Source organism: Paenibacillus sp. JT22N7, from assembly GCF_059383875.1.
In genome coordinates this window covers 228,361-251,400 of sequence record NZ_JBXENY010000012.1, presented here as the reverse complement: position 1 = coordinate 251,400, position 23,040 = coordinate 228,361, and the positions used below count along the sequence as shown (strand labels likewise).

Sequence of the window (23,040 nt, the reverse complement as noted above, 5' to 3'; positions counted from 1 at the left end):
ATTAATCCGCTGTATCCGCTGTATTATTTAAACGACGCGTCATATGCTTTCTGCAAAATTTCCAGATAACGATCGACTTTCAGATCCTTCAAGCCTTTCACATAAGCGTCCCAGTCCTTCTCCAAGCTTTTGTTGCCGGTAATAAATTGCAAAGCGTTCTGCTCAATGTAAGATTTAATGTTCGTTTGCAAAATGCTTATTTCGTCCACCTCGTTCTGATCGACCCAGATCGACCACAGCGGGAACAGCTCCTTCGGCTCATGGCCTTGGTACAGCAGTGTCGCCTGATACAATCTGCGCTCGTAGCTGGCGGAATCATAAATATCCGTCCCTTGAACGAAGCTGTCCCGGTACTCCTTCGGCATATAGAAATGGGCGGTTCCGCTCCAGCCCGCGTTGCGAGGGGCTTCGCCTTCAGCGGCAGGAATCGTGGCAATTTGCGGTATTACGCCTTCGCCAAGCGCAACCTCGCCATCCTTCGGCTTTCTCCAGTCAATGCCTTCCATGCCGGAGGCGCCATTGGTCTGGCCTTCTTGCGTGAACATATAATCGACTAGCTTAATCAAGGCGATTTTCTGCTCTTCGGATGCTTTATTCGTAATGACAAACTTGGCGCCAGGAGCCACGCCTCCCCCATCATGCGTTGCATAGGAGCCATGTGGTCCAGTAAGCGGCGGTACAGGATTGTAATCGGCCGAATTTTTGTTGCCAGCGTCGATATTTATGAAAATAGCTGGGTGCATGCCCGCTCCCGCGCCCAAAATTTGCGAATCGCCGTTTTCGCCGATTTTTTTGAACGCTTCCGCGTTTTGCGCGAATGCGCCCGGGTCAATCAGCCCTTCATCATACAGGGATTTGATATAGCTCAGCCCTTCTTTCCATTCCGGCTTCACCGCCGCCGATTCCACCTTGCCGCCCGTCATGTTCAAATAGTTGCGATCATCATCGTAGACGAAGCCGTTCATTAGGAATGGAATAACACGTACGCCAAAATCCTCGATCGAGCCGCTGAGCGGCACTTCGTCGGCAACTCCGTTGCCATTTGGATCTTGGGTTTTGAACGCCTTCAGCACCGCTTTAAATTCCTCCGGTGTCTTCGGCATTTCAAGCTGGAGTTTATCCAGCCATTTCGTGTTGATCCACATTTTGTTCGGATACGAGCAATGGAAACATTGGCTGTATGCAACAAGACCATAAATATTGCCGTCAGGGGCAGTATTAAACGCTTTCAAATCTGCGTCCTTTTCCATGGCAGCTTTGATGTTCGGCGCATATTGCTCAATCAGGTCGTTCAACGGTACAATCACGCCCTGCTTGCCGTACTTCAATACATCAGCCTGCGAAAATTGATCGATATAGCCCGGAAGCATGTAAGCATCCGGATAATCGCCGCTTGCGAGCGAAATTTGGCGTTTTTCCTTTGCCCCGTCCGGTGGTGTCGTATCAAACTTAAACTTCATATTGAACTTCTCTTCAACGAATTTGGTGAACTTGTTAGTCGTCAGATCAATGCCCGACTCCTGCACGGCAAACATCGTAATTTCAACCGGTGCGGTGCTTCCCGTCTCTTCCGATTGCGAATCAGGCGCAGTCGTCGCGCTGCCCGCGGGCTTATTGTTCTGCGAGCATGAAGCAAGCATCATGCTAACTACCACTGCAATGGCGAGCAGGCCTAACAGTCTCTTCTTCATTGTTGTTCGCTCCCTTTTCATCTCATAATAATGGCTGTCTGCCTTGCATTCGCGCTTCCGATCCCAAGCCTCACCTCCCTTCATTCTCCAGTTGAGCATCAGCCCTTGACCGAGCCGACAAGCATGCCTTGCACAAAATACCTCTGTACGAACGGATAAATGATAAGCACCGGCAGCGTAGCTACGACGATCAGCGAGTATTTCAGCAGCTCGGATAGCTGCTGGCGCTCCACTTGCTTCAGGGCGTCCGTCACGCCTGCGGTATTATTCATAATGATGATGCTGCGCAGCACAAGCTGGAGCGGAAACAGATTGGCTGACTTCAAATAAATAAGCGCATCGAAATAGGCGTTCCACTGGCCTACCCCATACATCAAGAACAGCACGGCGAGTATCGGCTTGGACAAGGGAATGACGACGCTGCGCATAAACCGGAGATCGCTGCAGCCATCAATTTCGGCCGCTTCCATCAACTCATCGGGAATCGACGACTGGAAGAAAGAACGGGCGATGATCACCTGCCATACCCAGATCGCATTCGGAATGAGCAGCGCCCAACGCGAGTCGATCATGCCGAATTCTTTGACTACCATATAAGTTGGAATGAGGCCGCCGCTGAATAACATGGTGAACGTGATCAGCATCATAATAACGCCACGGCCAAAAAAGGTTTTGCGCGACATCGGATACGCGATCATAACCGTCAGCGCTACGCTAATCAGCGTTCCCGCCGTCGTATAGAACAACGAATTGCCATAGCCCGTCATAATTTGCGGGGTATTGAACAACACCTCAAAGCCGCGGAAGGAAATATCGACGGGCCACAGCCAGACACGTCCAGAAGTCACCGCGGCCGGGCTGCTGATCGAGCTGCTCAAAATATAAATAAGTGGATAAATGACTGCGAGCAGCACAAGTGAAAGCACCGTATAAATGATGAACAGGAACAGCCTGTCACCAGCCGATTCTCTGATTTTCAGCCTGAACGGCCGTTGCTGCCCTGCTGGTTTTGTTGCTGCCATAGGCGTACTCCCCTTCTTCTACCAGATACTCGATTTCGTTAAGCGTTTGGCCAAGCCATTCACCGTAACCAACAACACCAAATTAATAAGCGAGTTGAACAAGCCGACTGCGGTTGCAAAGCTGTAATTGGCATTAAGCAGCCCAATTCGATATACATAAGTGGCAATAATTTCTGAATGAACCATATTCAGCGGATTTTGCAGCAAATATATTTTCTCGAACCCAATCGCCATCACGCTGCCCACATTCAAAATGAGGATTATCGTAATCGTCGGCAGCAGGCCGGGAATGTCCACATGCACAATCTTTTGAAAGCGCGAAGCGCCGTCCACCTTGGCTGCCTCATATAACGTTGGATCGATGCCCGCCAGCGCCGCCAAATAAATGACCGCCGAATAGCCTGCCGTCTGCCAAATATCAGACCATACATAGATGGAACGGAACATGCTGGCCTCGCCGAGAAAGTTGATGGAATCCAAACCAAAAAAATTCAGAGCCACATTGGCAAAGCCAAGCCGCGGCGCAAGAAACAGCATAATGATCGATACCATGACGACCGTCGAGATAAAATACGGCGCGAAAGTAACGAGCTGGACCAGCCGCTTGAATCTGCCACTGCCCACCTCATTTAACATAAGTGCCAGCAAAATCGGCACCGGGAAACCGGCGAGCAGCAAATAGCCGCTGACGAAAATGGTGTTTTTGACGAGCGGCCAGAACATCGGATTATCAAAAAACAGCTGAAAGTTTTTGAAGCCTACCCACGGACTGCCCCAGATCCCTTTAATGACGTTATAGTCCTTGAACGCCAGCACCGCATTAAGCATCGGATAATATTTGAATATAAGGAAAAACAACACCGGCGGTATAACAATCAAATAGAGCTGCCAATGTTTCCTTAAGCTTCTTGCCGCTTCCTCCGTCACTCTTCGCTTAACACCGCCGTTTAACATTTGATGCTCCAGTACAACCTCTTTCTCCAGAACAATCCCCCCTAAGTCACTGCCTGATGATGAATGATAGCGCTTTCTATACGCTTGATCATAGGGGATTCAGCCTCGCTTGCGACAGGTACACTTGCGTCGTTTAGCGTACAATAACGCCATTTTCAGGGGGACAATTGGCTGTGGGGCGTACATTTTGCGGCAGCTTCGGGGGAAGCAAGTGAGGATAGGCTTAATCTAAAGCAGTTGGTCTGAACTAACCTTTTGTCCTGACCTATTCAATAACAACGGACATACGAAAAAAACCGGCTCAACCATCAGCCGGTTTACAAATTTTATTTTTTATATAGATCATAAGCCCTTTGCATAATCTCCACGTACCGCTGAATTCTCATATCACGCAAGCCTGCTACATAGCCGTCCCAATCGTTGTCTAAATCCCAATCGCCTGTAATGAAGCGCAATGTGCTTTGTTCGATATAATTAGTTAAATTCGTATGCAATATGCCAGCCTCGTCCGCTTCGGCCGGGTCCAGCCATAACATCCAGAAGGGAAAAATATCTTTAGGCTCATGCCCTTCATACAGCCTCGTGGCTTCATAGAGCCGGCGCTCATAGCCATCAGGCGTATACATATCGCTGCCCGCTACCCAGCTATCGCGATACTCCCGAGGCATATATAGATGCGCCATCCCGCTCCAGCCGGAATTGGTCGACTCTGCTTCATTGATTAGAATGAGGCTTGTGAACAACGGCTTGACGTCTGCACCAAGCGCCTGTTCCCCGGCTTGCGGCTTTCGCCAGCCAATGCCTTCCAAACCGTTTTGCGACGTCGTTTGTCCTTCTGGGGTGTACATATAGTTAATGATTTCGATTAATTTGCGCTGCGCCTCCTTGCTCGCCCGGTTCGTGATGACAAACTTGGCTCCAGGCTGCATACCGCCCCCTTGATAGGTAGCATAGGAAGCATAAGGTCCCGCAAGCGGTGGAATCGGCACATAATCGTTCATGCTCTCGCCTGCGAAAATAGCGGGATGCATCCCAGCCGCCACTCCCAGCATAGGTGCACCATCATTGTCGCCGATTCTTTTTAAAGCTTCCGCATTTTGAATAAAAGCTCCCGGATCAATCAGCCCCTCCTTGTAAAGCGATCTGATATAGGCCAGCCCATCCTTCCAACGCGGCTTATCCGCAGCCGTCTCAACCTTGCCACCTTCCAGCATTAAATAATGGCGATCATCATCATAAATAAAACCGTTCATTAAATACGGAATCATTCGCACGCCAAAATCCTCGGTCGAGCCGCTGAGCGGAACCTCATCAGCCAAACCATTGCCGTTGGGATCCGAGCTTTTGAACGCCTCCAGCATTTCCTTAAATGCCTCGGTTGTCGTTGGTACATCCATCCCTAGCTTCGCGAGCCATTTGACATTTACCCACATTTTGTTCGGATAGGAGCAATGGAAGCATTCGCTGTAGGCTGGCAGCCCGTAAATGTTCCCATCAGGAGCTGTGCTGAGCGCTTTGAGCTCCGAATGCTCCGTCATAGCAGCTAACACATGGGGAGCATATTTCGCAATTAACTCATTTAAGGGCAGGATAATGCCTTGCTTGCCGTACTTCAGCAGATCCGATTGCGAGAATTGATCCATATAGGCAGTCAGAAAATAGGCATCCGGATAGTCGCCGCCTGCAAGCGATATTTGCCGCTTTTCCCTTGCCCCGTCTGGTGAAATAACTTCCCAATTGAAATGCACGTTAAATTTTTGCTCCAGATAACGAGTGAAATCATTTGTCTGAAGCTCAATTCCCGGCTCCTGCAAGGCAAATACATGCAGCTCTGTCGGCGCTTCCTCATGCGTGCCTTCATCTCCGCTCACAGGTTTACTCTCTTTAGCAGAGCATGAGACGAGGAGCAACAGCCCCACAAGCATAAGCACAAGGACAGCCATGCCGGTCCGGATCTTCATTTCTCCTTCACTCCCTCCACGCCTGATGGGCGCCTAGATATGAATGGACTGCCTATAGGAGCTTGGCGCAACGCCCATTACCCGCTTGAAAGCTCTGCGGAAGGAATGCGAGCTGTTATAGCCGACGCGCGAGGCAATTTCGTCAACTGTGCAGCCTTCTGTGCGCAGCAAAGAGGCAGCGCGCTCGATTCGGACCATCTCCAGGTAATCGGACACATTCATATCCGTCACCTCTTTGAATAGCTGTGAAATATACTTCTCAGGACGTTCAACCTTCTCGGCGATTCGGTATAAGGTCAGCTCTGAGTCGCTATAACTTTCGGCAATAAATCGTTTGATGTCACCCGCGGTCTGAATATGGGCACTATTTTTCTTGCTGTTAATAATGCCGCACAACGCTTCGATAATGCCGTTGATCTCTTGCTGAATATCCGGCAGCATATCTGCTGCCTGGATGCCAATCATTTGATTTTTCAACGTATGAAGCAGCTCCGATTGGACGAGCGCCTTCTGATCCAGCAGCTTGAGCAGCGTTCCCTTCAGCTCGCCGACAAGCTGCTGCTTCATTTCCGGAGACAGCTGGTGCTGATCCGAGTTTTTGTCCATCACCGTCGATACGATCCGCTTGGCTTCCTCCGGCTCTCCTGCACGAATCGTACTAATCAGCCGCTGCTCCATGTCTAGCGGATAATAATAGGTCGCCGTTTCCCGGCTGGAATCACTGAACCACAGTATGCTTTGCATGCCGGATAGCTCTGTATACTCCAGCGTTTGTCCGGCCTGCTCGTACGAATGGCTGACATCCATCAGCGTGTGGAAGCATTCTCCAAATGCAGCTGACAAGGAAACCTTGTATTCGGAGTAGGCTGTTCGTGCGAGCCCCGTCAGCCCTTCATCTAACCGTTTACGGAAATCGGTCCCGCTCGTCTGCTCCCCCTGCTCCAACCAGATCATAACTAAACGATCTGATCCAAGCTCGGTCATCAGCAAATTCCCCTCGGTTTCGGACAATGCCTGCTTCATAATCAGCCTTGCCGCAGAAAGCTCCTTTAATATATCGATGCTATCCATGCCAGAATAGCCGTTTATTCGCAATATGCCCACGTAACCTTCCCCACCTGCAAGGCTAACGTCCGCTTGCGCCGCCGCAGCCGCAATTTCCTCCAGCGTATGAAATTCGCCTGCCAGCAGGCGCTTGAGAAAGCCGTCTCGAACGAGCGGCAGTTGACGCTCAAGCTCCAGCTCCAATTGCCGATTGCTCGTAATCATTTTCGAAATATTGCCCTGCAAAAAATCATATTCATTGCGCTCCGCCAAACCGTCCTTGCCGAAATGCTCCTTCATCACGCCAAGCAGCCGGTTAATTGGCACACTGTTGCGATAGGCGAGCAAGAGCCCCGCCAGCAGCCCAAGCACCAATGCAATGCCGGTTACCATCCAGGTCATATGCTTAATCTGATTTGCATTTTCCATTAGCACCTGACGCGGTATGCCTGCGCGATAAGTCCAGCCGCTCGTATCGGATTGAATCGTTATGACAAGATCGTCATGGTAAAATTGGCTGCGCTTCGTCTGATCAAGTTCAGTGGACGTGGACAGCTGTCTTGCCGCTGCTTCCGTAATTCCCCGCACCCCTATCGTATTTCCTTGCGCATCACTAATGTGAGCCCAGCCGCCGTAGCGGTCTTCCAGTCCAGCAAGCAGATTGGAAATATGCTCCTCATCGATCATAACAACGACTGTAGCTGGCGACGAGCCATTGAAGCTGTCGAGCGGCAGCGACTGCATGTAGGTGACGACCGAGCTTTGCTTCTTATTGCTCAAAAACGAACGGAGCGGCATCATCTCGCTGCTATGCGTTTTTCCGAGCACCTCATCCTTCCACTCATCGAGCGAAAGATCCGTGTAGTGGAAATTTTGGTAATAATGCTCTGGCCGGAAGTAGGCTGAGCCTTGGGTGAATATAACGTCATAATTTTTTAGATATATAAAATAATTTTGCAGAAAATCATTCGTCTGGCTAAATGGCGTAACCTGCTTCACCATGCTCCAGATACCATAGACGTTGATTTCGTCTCCCTTTTTCTGCTCATTCATGAGCTTATTCAGGTCGGGATTCAAAGCAAGCTGGCGGGTGAAGCCTTCCACCTCTACCATTCTTCGCTCCAATATTTCTTGGCTGCGCTGCAGCTGGGTCACGCTATTCTCGATGGAAATGGATTGCGTAACCGAAATCGAAGTGCGATACGACACATAACCCGCTATGCTTGGAATGATCAGTATAATTAAATAAGACACCAGAAACTTGCGAAAAATAGTCGTATATTTGGGCACAGCCAACCCACCCCTCTATATAATAGCGCTTTCATAAAAAGCGAAAGCATTGCCATCCCATTCTAAAAACGGCCGCACCTACATCATAACCTAACGAAGCGAAAAGACAACTACTTTATACTAAAGCGTAGTTGTCTTTTCTTTTATAAAATGGACTACCCAGGCTGCTGCTTTATTGCTCTACCGCCATACGCTCCGATATTTGCAGCTCGGCATCAAGCCTGTAAGCCTGACCGGCCTCAAGCTCAACCTTCACAGCAAGCTCACCGAACCGAACGACCACCTGTGCCGAGGCATGTGCGTATAGTGTAGCTTCTGTAAGCCGATTGTTGCCCCATGCGGCATCCACCTCAATGCTGCCTTTCGCACGCAGGCCCTTGAAGGAGCCTGACCGCCAAGCCGAAGGCAAGGCCGGGAGCAGATGAATGTTTCCTGCATGGCTATGCAGCAGCATATCTGCCACCGCCGCCGTACCGCCGTAATTGCCGTCAGCAATAAAAATATTCGTATCTGCCCCGGCAACTCCCGCCTTGGAATAGGTTAGCAGGTTATCAAAGCATAGCTCGCTGATTAGATGGGCAATATGCCACAATGCACGGTCGCCATCATACAGGCGGGAAAAGCCGGTTGCAAACAATACCGCCGTAAATTCAATATCCTCCAGCTCATCAGTCATACGACCTAGCAGCGTCTGCCTCGCGGCTGCGCTTAGCTCAGGCGTATCGCGCGGATTGATCTGGCTGCTTGGATAAAGGGCAAACAGATGGGCAAGATGGCGATGCTCGGGCTGTGCCTCTTCGTAATCCTCCAGCCATTCCTGCAGCTGTCCTCTGCTGCCGATCTTCAGTGGAGGCAGTAGGGAAATCGCATGCTCCAGCTTCGCTTGAAGCTCAATATCCGTTCCGAGTAATTTCGCCGCAGCCAGACAGAAGTCGAATAAATCCCGCACCAGCACCTGATCCATCGTCGAGCCCATCGACAGCTGCTGCGGTCCCTGCTCCCGATCCGCGGGATAAAAGCTGTTCTCAGGCGAGTTGGATGGCCCGGTCACAAGCCAGCCCTTGGCTGGATGGATGGCCATATAATCAAGGAAAAAAGCGGCTGCCTCCTTCATCACCGGATAAGCATGTTCCGTCAAGAAGGTGCGATCCAGCCCATATTCATAATGCTCCTTGAGGTGCATGGCAATCCATAATCCGCCTGTGACATTAAGCCCCCAGCCCGTCTCCCAGCCAGGTGCCGCGAAGCCCCACGCATTGGAGAATACATGTGCGACCCAGCCCTCGCAGTCGTAAAAATCCTTGGCAGCCAGTCTCCCCGCTTCCGCCAGCCGCTCAATGTAGTGCATGAGCGGAACATGGCATTCTGCCAAATTGACGATTTCCGTCGGATAATAATTCATCTGCGTATTAATGTCCAGATGGTAATCGCAGCTCCAGGCCATCCGGTTCGCCTCGCCGTCATTCCATATGCCTTGCAAATGCAGCGGCAGCGGCGAATTTGCGCGTGATCCGGCTATCGTCAAATAACGGCCATATTGGAAAAACAAAGAGATAAGCTCCGGATCGTCATGTCCCTCCTGCCGCAGCAGCCGCATGCGCTCATCCGTCGGAAGCGCAGCAGCCTCGGATGCTCCGAGGTCCAGAGCTACACGGGAATACAGCGAGCGGTAATCCGCTACATGGTCGGCTTTCAATTGATCATAGCCTTTGGCAATAGCGGCTGCGAGCTGTTCCCCGCTTCGCGCTTTCCAGTTCTCATCCGTTTGGCCGTAATCCGTATGCATGGCAAAATAAAGATAGGCTTCGTCTGCGCCTGTCACAACAAGCTTATCCGCCCTTGACTGGACGCTGCCGCCTTGTACGACCAGCTTCACCAGCCCGTCGCACCAAACACCGCATGTGCCGTCGCTATGCATATCCTCTATTGCTTGCCCACGAAAGGCGATAGAATCATCACCTACTGCGACTGCCGCAAACTGTCCTGAGCGGCCGGTAACCCTGAGCGTGAAGCTGACGCTTTCTGCCTGCTCGCCCGCAAACCGCGCTGCAACGATGCCGTCGACATTAGTTGCAAAAGCTTCGCGGGTGAACGTCTGGCCTTCGCTTGAATAAGACATCGCTGCCGTAGCTTGCTCCACGTCGAGCTCGCGAATGATATCTTCACTCTGATGTCCGAACCGCAGCACCATATCGCAAACGGAAAGGTTAGTGCCGAAATTTTGCTTCTTCGGCTGCAGCTGCTCCTTAGCGAGCCGATCTCCCTCATTATAATCGCCTCGGTAGAAGGCTTCCCTCATCCGGTTAAGCCCCGCTTTCCCTCCTCCGTTTCCGGCTATCCGCTCCTTCTTCCCAGACCAATACGTCAGCTCCGTCATACACCAGGTTTCCCGCTCGCTGCCGCCATAAATAACTGCGCCAATCCGGCCGTTGCCAATCGGCAATCCCTGCTTCCAGTCCTCCCCCGGACCGTCGTACCAAAGCTTCGCTTGACTCACTATGCATCACCCTTCAGCTATATCGTTATGTCCCATTAAAGATCTGCCCCTGCTAAGCCTCGCTTACAAATCGGTTGGTCAAGCTGCCTAAGCCTTCTATTTCAATCGTTACCATATCGCCATGGCGCAAGTAAACCCGCTGCTCCTCTGGCAGGCCGAGCACAACACCCTCCGGCGTTCCGGTCAAAATAATATCGCCCGGCGACAGCGTCATATGCTGTGAAATATAGCTTACAATTTCGGCGCAGGAAAATATCATATCGCTCGTATGGGAATGCTGCCTGACCTCCCCATTGACGGTACACTTTATATCGAGCGCATTGGGGTCCAGGATTTCATCGGCTGTTACCAGATAAGGACCAAGGGGACTGAAGTCATCGCAGCTTTTGCCGAGCAGCCATTGTGCCGTCCGCATTTGAAGATCCCGTGCCGACAAATCATTGACACAGCAATAACCGAACACATGCCGGGGCGCCTCATCCTCGCTAATGTATTTCGCCGTTTGGCCGATGACGATAACAAGCTCCGCTTCATAATCGACCTGTGTCGTTACCCGCTCCGGCAATGCAATATCCCTGCCATGACCAGTAAGCGTGTTGTTAAACTTGTTGAACAGAATGGGGTAGTCTGGAACCCGCGCATTGGTCTCCGCTGCATGCTTTCTATAATTCAAGCCAACGCAAATGATTTTGCCCGGACGGGTGACGCAAGGCCCCCATCTTACCTCGTCTTCAGCCAGAATAATTTCTCCACACGCCACACCCGGCTGCTCTGCCGCTTTCATGACGCGCTTTGCGTAAGACTCCAGCTGCGCAAGCGCCTGTGAACCGCCCGCAATAACCTGCATAACATCGGTTGGAACAGCGGCGCCCGGCAGCCATCGCAGTGCCGCTTGAATATCCAATATGCCTTCGTTCACCTTAAGACCGAGACGATACATTCCGTCCGTATCAATCGTTACCAGCTTCATTTCATCCAACCGCCTTTATAACAAAATGGTTTACGCATCGATTATGCATCCTTGCCGAAGACGACGCCTCCATCGATATACAGCGGAGAGCCCATCATGAAGGAAGACTCATCAGAGGCCAGAAATAATACCGCGCTCGCTACATCCTCCGGCTTACCCAATTGTCCGCCAAGCTGTCTCAGCTTGATGGCTGCAATTGCCGCATCCGGGTCCTCGTAGGAGCTTTTCAAATATTGCTCTACAAACGGCGTCATGATCGTTCCAGGCAGCACAGCATTCACCCGGATATTGTATTTGGCATAATCGACCTGCATCGATTTGGCTAGTGACAGCACCGCCCCTTTGGTAGCCGAATAGGAAGCTCTTCGCGCGAGGCCCATCTCCGCAATACAGGAGGACATATGAATGATATTGCCGCTTCTGCGTTCCATCATATAGGGCAGCACGTATTTGGAGGGCAGGAACACGCCGCGCAGATTGACCCGAACGACACGGTCCCAATCCTCCGGTTCTATTTCATGTATAGCCCCTACCCCGCTAATCCCTGCGTTATTGAATAAAATATCGATGACGCCATATACCGCTATCGCCTGCTCTACCATGGAACGCACGGAAGGTGCGTCCGTCACGTCAGCGTGCAGGAACAATGCCTCACCTCCAGCAGCTTGAATCGCTTTGACGGTATCTCGTCCCTTTGCTTCATCAATGTCATTAACGATAACCGCAGCCCCTTCACTCGCGAACCGCTCTGCCGTCACTTTTCCGATGCCGGAGCCCGCTCCTGTCAACAGCGCTATTTTGCCATGCAGTCTCATCGCTTTGCTCCTTTCGGTTATCTGATGCGATATTGGTCAAAATAACGAGGAATGATTTCAGTCGAAGCTCCCGGCAGCTCCGGCAGCACATAAAACCCATTTTTGACCGTAGCCGGCTCTACAAAAATCGTCCTGATCCACGGAATATACTCCAGCATGATCGCTCCAGATGTCGCTGCGACCAAATGCTGATGAATTTGCCCCATATCTCCCACATGCGGACAAATCGGGATATCATAGGATGCGGCAAGCCCCGCTACCTGCAGCCACTCCGTAATGCCCGCGACACGGGTCACATCGACCTGGCAATATTCAATCGCCCCCTGATGGATATAATCGCGGAACGCATATTTGGAATAGACATGCTCGCCAAGAGCGATCGGCACATTGAGCGCATCGGCCAGCTTCCGGTGGCCCATAATATCGTCCGGGTTAAGCGGCTCCTCCAGCCAGAACAGGTCGAATTGCTCCAGCTTTTTGCCCCACGTTATCGCCGTGTTGATATTCCATTGCTGGTTCACGTCTATCATAAAAATAGTTTTGTCGCCAATGGCCTGACGGACCGCCTTCACCCGCTCGTAATCCTCATGCGGATCGGCCTTGCCCACTTTAATTTTCACCCCAGTGAAGCCCTGCTCGACAATGTCCGTTACATCCTTCAGCAAACGCTCCAAAGACCAGTTCAGCCAGCCGCCATTCGTGTTATAAGCTTTAATTCCCGTTGACTTATGCCCGCCAAGATACTGCCACAGCGGTTTGTTCGAGGCTTTCGCCATAATATCCCAAAGCGCAATATCTACTGCCGCAAGTGCCATATGGGCAATACCCGCGCGGCCAATCCAATGCATTTTGCCGTAACGCAGCGTATCCCATATTTCCTTCACCATAAAAGGGTCCTTGCCGATTAGCTCAGGAGCGTAATAACGCTCGATTGTATCGACGATCATATCGTCACCATGCGCACAAGTGCCTGTGTAGCCATAACCAACATAACCTTCATCTGTAAAAATCCGAACGCCAGCCAGCCCCCAATGCTGCGCCACGTTAATCGCATCGGTTATTGGCGGATCAATCGGCACATGCAGCACGAATGTTTCTACTTTTGTAATTTTCATCTTCACATCTCCTGCCATGTCAGTTAGTAGCCTAGCGATGCGCCGCCTTCGACCGGAAGCGCCACACCCGTAATAAAGGAAGCTTGCTCTGATGCTAAATAGAGTACTGCCTGGGCAATCTCCGAAGAATGGGCCGGACGTCCGAGCGGGTGCATCTCGTCCAAAGTGCGCTGCGCTGCGGCAGGATCGGCCTGCTGCTGCACCCACTCTTCCAGCAGCGGCGTCATTACGCCTGCCGGACATACGCAGTTGATTCTGACGCCGCTTGGGGAAAAATCAAGAGCCAGCGATTTGGTCATAGCGATAACCGCCCCCTTGGATGCGGCGTATACGGCATTGTTCCGCTGACCGACTAGGCCATTGAGCGATGCCAGATTGACAATATTGCCTTTCGTGCTGCGTAAATGTGGGATGGCGTGCTTGATCATCAGAAAGACGCCCTTCACATTAACCGCATAGAGCCGGTCGAAAGCCTGTTCGTCGATGTCCTCTATGGGCTTCGGACAGATGATAGCAGCGTTATTGATGAGCACATCCAGCTGTCCATACGTTTGCAGCGTGGCCTCCAAAAGCGAAGTGACGGACTCCTCCTGCGAGACATCGGCTTGGAGCACCAATATATTTGAAAGCCCTTTCAAAAATCTATATTTTTGCAGCAGACCTTCCGCCACTCGCTGAGCCTCTGAAGCATCCAAATCCGCTATGACAACATACGCCCCTTCGGCGGCGAACATCTCCGCACATGCCTCACCGATACCGGAGCCGCCGCCCGTGACCAGTACGACCTTTTGGTTAAATCGCAATAGCTTCCCTCCTTGGACGGGTTCATATCTCGAAGCGTAGATCCTAATCGCTTCTGTTGTTTTCTGTTGTTAATTTATCCACTCATATATCAATAGCGCTATGCTTAACATTGAAGTTATTGTATCATTGATGTAGATATTCGTATTTGATCAGGCATCCATTAATTTGACGATTCATCCGCTAATTTTCAGATGCTATAATCTAAAACGAGGTGCTCGCATGAAGCTTTTGAACGAGATGACCCCCTATGTCGGCGACTGCATGAATTACTTATATGATGGCAGCTCCAACGAGAAGCTCCGCGTCTGCAGCGTGTATGCCTTTCATTTATTTACCGACGGACCAGGGGAGATGGAGATTAACGGAGTGCGTTACCCATTCGACAGCAGAACGCTTATTTTTCTGAAGCCGGATGAGCCCCATGCCTTTCATATTACGCCCAGCCAGCCGCTGCAATCCTATAATCTCTATGCCGATCTATGGGATGACAAGGAGCCGGTTTCCGTCAATCGAACCTTTATTTATGCGCCCGAACCGTTTGAGCTGCACGAAACCTCACGCAACCTTCCTTGTGACGAACTGGACGGTTTGCCACGCGTCTATTCGCTGCAGCCCTATCCTGAACTGTATGATTCGTTCGTTATGCTCGCCAAGCTTTATCATAATGCGGCGTTCTACCGGACAGAGATGATTAATAGCCTGTTCTATGCATGGATGCTGAACTGGTACAATACGGTCCACACTCATCAGCCAACCGATTACCGGATTGTCCGTTTGCTCAACCACTTGAATGACCATCCAGAGCAGCGCGAGCCTGTCGAAACCTGGTGGACATTTTGCGGCTTGAAGCGAACTTACTTCCACGCGCTGTTTCTGCGCGAGACCGGCCTAACACCGAAAGCCTACCATCACAAGCTGCTGATGAGACGGGCTTCCAATCTCCTGCTGGAAACCGAGCTAAGTGTAACGGCCATTGCCGAGCGGCTGGGCTATCCCGCCATCCACCCGTTCACGCGCCATTTCAGCGCCTCCTATGGCGTCAGTCCTAAACAGTATCGACTGCAGCCGCAAGCAAGAGTAATGGTGCTCTAACGTTGGGGCTACCTGTCTTACGCGAATAGGCCACCGTTTGCGCGGTGGCCTGCTGCGTTGGTTTATTATTTAGTATAGAGCTGTAACGGTACTATACCTCATACAGCTGTATATGTGAGGACAATCGGATTGATTAGCAGCCCTCCACGTTTCCAAATAATCAGGTGCGGCAAAATAAATTAAGTACATATCCCAGTAATCTACGTTCAGCTTTTTACAAGTTTGTTCAAAAGCCCTTCTTGGTCGCTTCATATCCAAGATCCGTATTCCACACTTTAGACGTGATAAAAAATCCCTCGCGCGATAGCCCGCTTTTCTGAATCTCTCTTCCTAATTCTGCTCATTGCCATAAATTTTAGCAGTATCAAAATGCCGATATCCGATTCGAATAGCCTCACTGATCGCCGTTTCAAACTATCTTGCTTTCGTTATTTTGTATACCCCAAACCCCAATTGTGGACTTTCAACCCTATTGATTGCTTTTACTACTCTCGTATCCAGTTCCCAATGTCCAAAAGCTTCTCGCTTGGCTCTAGCGGACCATCCCAATTGATAGAGCACTTCTAGCTGACTTCGCTCTCTTGTGGTAAGATGTTTGTAGCTCATGGCCGATTCTCTTGTGTAGGGGTGGTGTGATAACTTCATTCTACACACGAATCTGTCTTGGGTCATTTTTATGTGTCGCACTTCATATTACAATCCGTCTATTCATTCTTGGGGATCGATCATTTTGGAATAACGATGTTGCCCCGTTGCTTGCCCAGCGCCCCCCCAGCCTCACAAGCCTAATCCTTTGCTCCGGCCATAAAGCCGCGCCCGTTAGTGCCAATATAGACTTTTCCGTATTCCTGACGGTCCGCCACCATAACCTGAGGCTCATTTCCGATTTGCATTTGCGGCGAATTAATCTGTATCCATGTGCTTCCCATGTCATCCGAACGGAATATGCCCTTCATCCCGCCGACCTCTCCATATATAAAAGCTGCTGGCTGTGTCTGTCCCGGGGCCGCTTTGCCGAATGCAAACAATCTCGCTTCCTTAATCTGATCCAGCTTGGTAAAAGAGGCTCCTGAATTGGCTGAGACATACAAGCCATTGGCTCCTAAGCTAATCCAGAGCACGCCTTCCATTCCGGGAGCAGCCTCAACCTTCACAGGGCTTCCCCCTGGCAGCGGAGTTTGGTTAGCTATGGACCAGCTTTGTCCTGCGTCCGAGCTCACATGCAGATAGCCCGATTTATAGGCATAAAATTTGCTTCCGTTCACCCGATCAGCAGCTACGGGATGATTGTATGAAAATATCATACTCCCGCCCACCGTTCCCGTCGGCGCTCCCGTCATGGCCTCCCATGTAGCTCCCCTGTCTGTTGTCCTCACTGGACTGCCGGATTGGGGAAACCATAGGATCGTATTGAGGTCTGTAGCCGAATAAGCAAGTCTGCCCAGCTTAGAGCCCGCAGGTACGGGGCGGGCTTCCAGTGTTTGTCCATTATCCGATGAAACGAACATGCGGGTAACCGTTCCATACCAGTCATCACTCCCGATAAAGGCCACATATTGTGGATTAGCTTCGTGATAGTCGACACTAACCATCTCTCGCATCGAACTCATCTCCAGCCTCGTTGCAGGTGAAGCATTCACATCCATATGACGAAAGCCAATAACATCGGCTACGCCGGTGAATAGCGCCGCTCCGTCTGGCGGCGTAGCTCCTGTGAGGGCAACCACCTCTTCATGGCCTTTGGATAAGGTCTCCCATTTTGTCCACAACGTCCCAATGTCTCTTGTTCTGTAGACGCCAAACCAGTCAGCGGAATAAACGGTTCCGGCATGATGCGGGTCAAACGCGACAGTAGAAGTGGCTGAAAAAAACATATTGGGCTGCCACCAACCGGGTTTGGAAGTTTGAGCCTTGTTCACTAACGTCCAGCTCTCTCCCCTGTCTATGGAACGGTACAGCGGAAGCTGGCCTCCGCTTGTCCTGACCGCTGCCAGGAGATGGCTATCGTTATGCGGATCAATATCAATGCCGTAATAGGACGTATATGCTGCATTAGGCGTAATATTGCTCCAGCTTCCGTCCTTATACCTATGCACTCCGTTATTAGGCGTGGTCACATACAACGACCCATCCTGCCCTGTGGCCAAACGAGCCGGATGGGGAGGGCTTCCCGGAATCAGATTCCAAATAGAGCCCTCGCCTCGTGTCTCATAAATCCCGACTCCCATTACACCGACATAGAGTGCTGTCTCCAGGTTAGTTGCCCCGGGAACGCTCCCGAAGATCAGGCTGCGAATCCCTTTGCCACTTGTCCCGGCGGGAACCTCATTTACTTTGGACCAGGTTTGTCCTGCATCCTGGCTTCTATACAACCCGTCATACCGGGTACCCGCATACACAATGTTAGATAGATTGGGGTGAACTGCAATACTCTCCCCCATGGCCCGCTCCACATTGCCATTAGCCTCATTGCGCTTATTCAAATTTGTTCTGGACCACGTATTCCCGCGGTCGGTAGATTTCAGAATATCACTTGGAGATGCACTCCCTGTTTTTCCAGCTGCTACATAGACGATATCAGGGTTTTGTGGATCAAGCGCAATACCGTCAATCCCATACAAATTGCTTTGCTCCGGGCCCAGTCCGTCCATTAGCGGAATCCAGCTTGAATCATTAGGGTCCAGACGGTATGCCCCGCCAACGTCAGTGCGGATATACACCAGATCCGGTTCAGACGGATGAATCACAATTCCTGTCACATACCCTCCTCCCCCGATCGATACATTCTTCCACGTATAGCTTTCCGATGATACAGCATACGCTGTGTTGCCGGGCAGCAACACAATAACAAAGGTCAACAACGTACCAAGCATTTTTCTCCAGTCCAAATCGGTTCCCTCAATTCCTGCAATATTAGAACGCCAGCACGTTCCCTGCCAATCACATTATGCATACCTCTTTATATCGGTCTATTAACCCCAAACCCTACAACGGTTCCCTCGCCAACCTTGCTCTCAATATTCAGCCCTCGACCGTAAAGCCGAGTCAATCGGCTATGTGTATTCAACAGACCAATCCCACGATTTTCTCTGCCTGCCGGGCTTAGCAGCCTGCTAAGCTGCTCCTCATCCATGCCACTCCCCGTATCACTCACATAAAAAACCACAGTATCGGCTTCTTTCTCAATCCGAATCGTAAGCGTCCCGCCCTTGCGCTGGCTCAACAGTCCGTGCCTGACCGCATTTTCCACTAACGGCTGGATGGTAAGCGGAGGAATCGGCATTTCCTTATTAACGTCCGCCTGTACTTCCCACTCCACCTTAAGCCGCTCTCCAAAACGCTGCTGTTCAATAAATAAATAGTTTTCTACCAGCTCAAGCTCCCGTGACAGCGGTACAAGCTTTCCAGCGGTAAGAAAGTCAAAGCTAATACGCAGGTATGACGTAAACGCCTCTGCTAAGTTTCTCATCTTGTCCGCATCAATTTCGCTTAGCGCCAATATCGAGTTCAAAGCATTAAACAGAAAATGCGGCTGGATTTGCGCCTGCAAATAAGCAGCTTCCATGCTCAGCCGTTCATTCACCGCCTGCTTGAGCGAGGAAAGCGATCCCGCCCGATATCTCAGCTCAAGTGCATCTACGGGCTTGGTGACATAATCGTTCGCTCCTGCCACGAAGCCGGCATAAATATCTTCCGGCTCGCTGCGCGCGGTCAGCAAAATAATCGGCAGCTCATACAGCGTAAACCGCTCGCGAATTAATCGCGTCAGCTCGTAACCTGACATGCCAGGCATCATCACGTCTGCAATAACGAGGTCCCACTGCTCTAGGTGGAGCTTTTCTAATGCTTCCTGCGCGGAAAACGCCATTTCAATATGGTACATATCCGCTGATAAAATATGAACCAGCACCTTCAGATTGACGGGATCATCATCAACAGCCAACACACGAATCCGTTCAGCACTTCCTTCGGACTTGGCAGCAGGCGGATCGACTTCGGTTAAATCATAACGGGCGGCTGCCATGGCGTCCGCAGCTGCTGACAATTGTGCGCCGACAGACGCAAGCGTTTCTGCTTCCTTTTTCATATGAATCATCGGCCGAGGCAGGGCGTCCTCCACACGCTCATCAAACACCGACAATTTAAAGCTGAACATACTGCCCTTGCCTAGCTGGGATTGAACGAACAGCTCGCCGCCATGCAATTCGACCAAGTCCTTGCATATACTTAGCCCGAGCCCAATGCCCCCGACCCCAGAAGCTCCTTGCTCATAACGCTTGAAAGCACGCTTCTGCATCGCCTCATCCATACCTACTCCGGTATCCGTTACACGTATCCATACTTGTCCGTTTACGAGCTCAGCAGCCAGCTCTACGCTTCCCTCTTGGGTGTACTTCAGCGCATTATGCACCAAATTAATAATAATTTGCACTAATCGTTCTTCATCGGCATAAACACGCGGCAAATCTTCCTTTATGTCCATCCGCAGCTTAACCTTCGTCCCCTCGGTCAAAAACCGCAGCATATCCAGCACGCCAGCAGCAACGGACTGGATGTTGACCGCGGACATGCGAACTTGAATCCTTTTATCCTGCAGCCTGACAACGTCGAGCAGGTCCCCTAGCATGAGCGACATTCGGCGGCTGACCATAATAAGCAGCTCCATATCACGCTGGCTCTGCTCATCCAGCACATGTTTTTTTCTTGTCAGCACGCTTTGGGCAATGTTCATAATGCCGTGCAGCGGCGTGCGCAGCTCATGCGACGTATTGGCGAGAAAACGATCCTTGAGCTGGTTAGACTCCGCCAATTGGGCGTTGAGGGAAACATTTTCATGCCAATTGTGATAATATCTTTTAAACCAATGGGCCGAGAAGCTCGTAATTGCAGCAATTAAATCCACCGGATAAAACATATATTGCGACGTTCCGGCGTAATACACCGTTCCCCACAAAATATTATTAATGACACATACGACGGAAAATAACAGAAACAATGCGCCTTCTGCCTGATTTAACACCATTTTCATAAAATAATAGGTCGTCCAGAACAAAGGGAGGTAATACAGCAGCATGAATAGCCCCGATTCTATCGAATAAAGCACCGGCTCTAGCGGACCTATTGCGACAAAAATCGTATACGCCGCGAGTAGGCAGACGTAGCTATTAAACAACAGGCCTTTGCGGTTAACTCCAATAAAAGCCCTTCCCATCATGAGCAGAAAGAAAGAGAACCATGCGTACGCATAAGCTTTCAGCTTCAACGTCCATACAAATTCAGCAGGGATTAACTGGAATAAAAGCCCATGGTGATGGGCGGCAACCGTCATTGCCGATGCAATCATCATGAGAAAAAACATAATAAATTCGGTTTTCTGAACATTAATCAAATAAATGATCAACGCATATAACGCATGAAGCAGGAAAATGACAATGACGATTAGCTGAAAAGCACTGGAATAGGTATAGATTTGGTCAATCTCTTCTTCCGTGCCAATCTGTACAGAACGAATAATGCCGCCGTTCAGCGGCGCTTCATAATTGGAGGCTCGAACGAACAAATCCAGCTCCACTTGATTTTCACCGTCATAGCTCACCTTGAATGACTTATTTTCAGAAACATGTCCTTCCTGCCCCTCGGCAAGCTCGCCGAACTTGGCTAGCAGCTCCCCGTTAATCTCCACCTCCGAAGCGGTATAAATCGATTGAAACCACACGCTAAACGGCTCCACTAAAGGTCGATCGAGCAAAATACGCACATAATACGTTCCATATCCGTATGCCTCTTGATCAGCATGCTCAAAGGCGGCATTCCATTTGCCCGGCACCTGCAGCAGATGTCCCTGAACAGCGCTTTCAACATTAGACGCCCCAACCCATTGCCCCGCATAAAATAACCACTCTCCGTCCAGCGGGAACGGCTTGGATTCATCCAAATCTACACCGCGCAAATCCAGCACGCCTTGCTTTACCGTTGGCGGATTCTCTACGGTGAGCTGGTTTTGCCAGCTCCAGCGCACAGCAATGAGCAGCAAAACAAAAAATACCAAGTAAATCACATGGCTTAACTGAATCTGTTTTCTCAAAATGATTATAAACCCCTCATTTACCGTTACATTCTAATTCTCTCAAATATAGCTCATGCCGCCACAAATGAAAATAGTCCGAATCATCGTGCTGCCGAAAGCCATGCCTATAACCTTGATTCAGCAATTTCAATGAATGCAAAAAGGGAAGCACGATTCCTTCCGGCTTCCCTTTCTTTTTATGCTGCGTCAATCGCTACTGTCTTCCATTCGCTTCCTGACCGGTATCCATATCTCGCTTTTAAACGTCGCGGATGTGATGTCCTTATGCTCATTCCACAAAATCTCCGGCCCCTCTACTTGCTCATAGCTGGAAGACGGGAACCACTCCGAATAAATCCGGCCCCAAATTTCTTGAAGCGTACCCGGGAATGGCCCGACTGCTTCAAATACAGCCCAGGATGATGCAGCAACCTCAATTTGTGAAAATGGCTCTGGACACGCGAGCGTTGTGGCCACGCCAATATAATGGTCCAGCTCGCCCTTCTCCTCCATCCGGCCTTCCGAGAAATTCGCCGAGCCGCTGATCATGCCATAGAGCTCGGTATTGGACAGCTGCTTGAGCGCAGCTATCTTTTGCTCATCCAAGCTTTGCCACATCGCCGCGATTTCCGGATTCACCCCGTTAAACTGGATGGACACCCGCTTGTGAATGCCGACGATGCGAAAACCCGCTTTTTCCTTGATGCGATAATTCATTTCGACTCCTCCTTTAACGATTAGCTGGAAGGTCATGCGAGGGCAAACCTTTAACGATGGACCGCTGCTTCTTGCTTCGGATGGCGTAACCCCATGGTAAAGCTGAAACGCCTTCGTAAATGCGTCCGGTGATTGATAGCCATATTTCATCGCAACATCGATCACTCTAACCTGGCTTTGCTGCAGCTCAAAGGCAGCGAGCGTTAGACGCCTGCGGCGAATATACTCTGACATCGTAAGCCCGGCAAGGAATGAGAACATTCGCTTAAAATGATATTCCGAGCATAACGCCCGCCTTGCCGCCTCTTTAAAATCAATCTCCTCCGTCAAATGCTCCTCCATATAGGCCAATGCCCGGTTCATATGCTCAAGCATCTTTAGGCGCCCTCCCTTCCACACTTGTAGAGTATCAAATTCGCTCCGAAGGAGTCCGACAGTACATGCACCAAATTGACGGGTATTTAAAGTATTTTTAACAATCAAACGTAATAATCAAACGTAGAGTTGAGGGCTCTTCCCTTCCAACCACATGGTTGACGACATCCAAAAAAGCACGGCTACATTCCATATAATTTACGGTATCTATATAAACTTTTCCGTCCATCGTTTCGTCTTCGAACTCAAACACTTGGTTCCAATTGTATTCTAAAAGTTCTTTGGCGGTAAACCAAGTAGTGCTGTGATACTCACCATATTTCATTTGAAGCCGAATTTCTGGACTAACATCGTCAGGCAATCCGCGCGGTTCACTGATAAAAGGCATTTGTTCAGAATTCCGAATATTGGCCAGAATGGCGAAGAGATAATAATTCCTATCTTTAAAAATCATATCCTCCCTCTCGACAAGCCAAGGCGCCTCTTCATTACGTTCCGGATAAAGAATGGCCCAACGGCTTTTAGTCCATTTATCAATTGAAATCCATATTCCTGTATCATCTAGGCCCGCATACCGATACATTTTTTGCTCTACGAAACAATGAATATCCGTCCCCATTTATTCC

15 protein-coding genes are annotated in these 23,040 nt (G+C 50.3%); 1 reads left to right on the top strand and 14 read right to left on the bottom strand.

Annotated features, from left to right (window positions below; genetic code table 11):
• Positions 1-23: 23 nt before the first annotated feature.
• From AC50Y5_RS28050 to AC50Y5_RS28005, 10 genes are all read right to left on the bottom strand, one after another.
• Positions 24-1,691, bottom strand: coding sequence for an ABC transporter substrate-binding protein (locus AC50Y5_RS28050; RefSeq protein WP_494864585.1), 1,668 nt, complete (start codon positions 1,689-1,691; stop codon positions 24-26).
• Between the two features lie 98 nt (positions 1,692-1,789).
• On the bottom strand, positions 1,790-2,713 hold the full coding sequence (locus tag AC50Y5_RS28045; RefSeq protein WP_494864583.1) for a carbohydrate ABC transporter permease: 924 nt from the start codon (positions 2,711-2,713) through the stop codon (positions 1,790-1,792).
• Positions 2,714-2,731: 18 nt separating this feature from the next.
• Complete coding sequence (locus tag AC50Y5_RS28040) at positions 2,732-3,667, bottom strand: ABC transporter permease (protein WP_081418547.1); 936 nt, start codon at positions 3,665-3,667, stop codon at positions 2,732-2,734.
• Positions 3,668-3,993: 326 nt separating this feature from the next.
• Positions 3,994-5,628, bottom strand: a complete 1,635-nt coding sequence (locus AC50Y5_RS28035) for an extracellular solute-binding protein (RefSeq protein WP_494864580.1) — start codon at positions 5,626-5,628, stop codon at positions 3,994-3,996.
• A gap of 33 nt (positions 5,629-5,661) precedes the next feature.
• Positions 5,662-7,962, bottom strand: coding sequence for a helix-turn-helix domain-containing protein (locus tag AC50Y5_RS28030; protein WP_056032609.1), 2,301 nt, complete (start codon positions 7,960-7,962; stop codon positions 5,662-5,664).
• Positions 7,963-8,134: 172 nt separating this feature from the next.
• Entirely contained in the window at positions 8,135-10,459 is a 2,325-nt protein-coding gene (locus AC50Y5_RS28025) for a glycoside hydrolase family 95 protein (protein ID WP_494864578.1), read from the bottom strand.
• A gap of 52 nt (positions 10,460-10,511) precedes the next feature.
• Complete coding sequence (locus AC50Y5_RS28020) at positions 10,512-11,429, bottom strand: fumarylacetoacetate hydrolase family protein (protein ID WP_494864576.1); 918 nt, start codon at positions 11,427-11,429, stop codon at positions 10,512-10,514.
• Positions 11,430-11,470: 41 nt separating this feature from the next.
• Positions 11,471-12,244 (bottom strand): SDR family NAD(P)-dependent oxidoreductase, encoded by a 774-nt coding sequence (locus tag AC50Y5_RS28015; RefSeq protein ID WP_494864574.1) that lies wholly within the window; start codon positions 12,242-12,244, stop codon positions 11,471-11,473.
• A gap of 17 nt (positions 12,245-12,261) precedes the next feature.
• Complete coding sequence (locus AC50Y5_RS28010; RefSeq protein WP_494864572.1) at positions 12,262-13,359, bottom strand: mandelate racemase/muconate lactonizing enzyme family protein; 1,098 nt, start codon at positions 13,357-13,359, stop codon at positions 12,262-12,264.
• Positions 13,360-13,382: 23 nt separating this feature from the next.
• Positions 13,383-14,162: an SDR family NAD(P)-dependent oxidoreductase gene (locus tag AC50Y5_RS28005; protein WP_494864570.1), complete on the bottom strand. Its 780-nt coding sequence runs from the start codon at positions 14,160-14,162 to the stop codon at positions 13,383-13,385.
• A 220-nt stretch (positions 14,163-14,382) separates the two neighbouring features.
• Here AC50Y5_RS28005 and AC50Y5_RS28000 point away from each other — a divergent pair, with 220 nt between their 5' ends.
• Positions 14,383-15,255, top strand: a complete 873-nt coding sequence (locus tag AC50Y5_RS28000; protein WP_494864568.1) for a helix-turn-helix domain-containing protein — start codon at positions 14,383-14,385, stop codon at positions 15,253-15,255.
• A 785-nt stretch (positions 15,256-16,040) separates the two neighbouring features.
• On the opposite strand, the gene AC50Y5_RS27995 is transcribed toward AC50Y5_RS28000, so the two are convergent.
• From AC50Y5_RS27995 to AC50Y5_RS27980, 4 genes are all read right to left on the bottom strand, one after another.
• Positions 16,041-18,143, bottom strand: a complete 2,103-nt coding sequence (locus AC50Y5_RS27995; protein ID WP_494864566.1) for a WD40/YVTN/BNR-like repeat-containing protein — start codon at positions 18,141-18,143, stop codon at positions 16,041-16,043.
• Positions 18,144-18,214: 71 nt separating this feature from the next.
• Positions 18,215-21,340, bottom strand: coding sequence for a hybrid sensor histidine kinase/response regulator (locus tag AC50Y5_RS27990; RefSeq protein WP_494864564.1), 3,126 nt, complete (start codon positions 21,338-21,340; stop codon positions 18,215-18,217).
• 189 nt (positions 21,341-21,529) lie between these two features.
• Positions 21,530-22,414: an AraC family transcriptional regulator gene (locus AC50Y5_RS27985; RefSeq protein WP_494864562.1), complete on the bottom strand. Its 885-nt coding sequence runs from the start codon at positions 22,412-22,414 to the stop codon at positions 21,530-21,532.
• A 97-nt stretch (positions 22,415-22,511) separates the two neighbouring features.
• Positions 22,512-23,033, bottom strand: coding sequence for a hypothetical protein (locus AC50Y5_RS27980; RefSeq protein ID WP_494864560.1), 522 nt, complete (start codon positions 23,031-23,033; stop codon positions 22,512-22,514).
• Between the last annotated feature and the right edge of the window lie 7 nt (positions 23,034-23,040).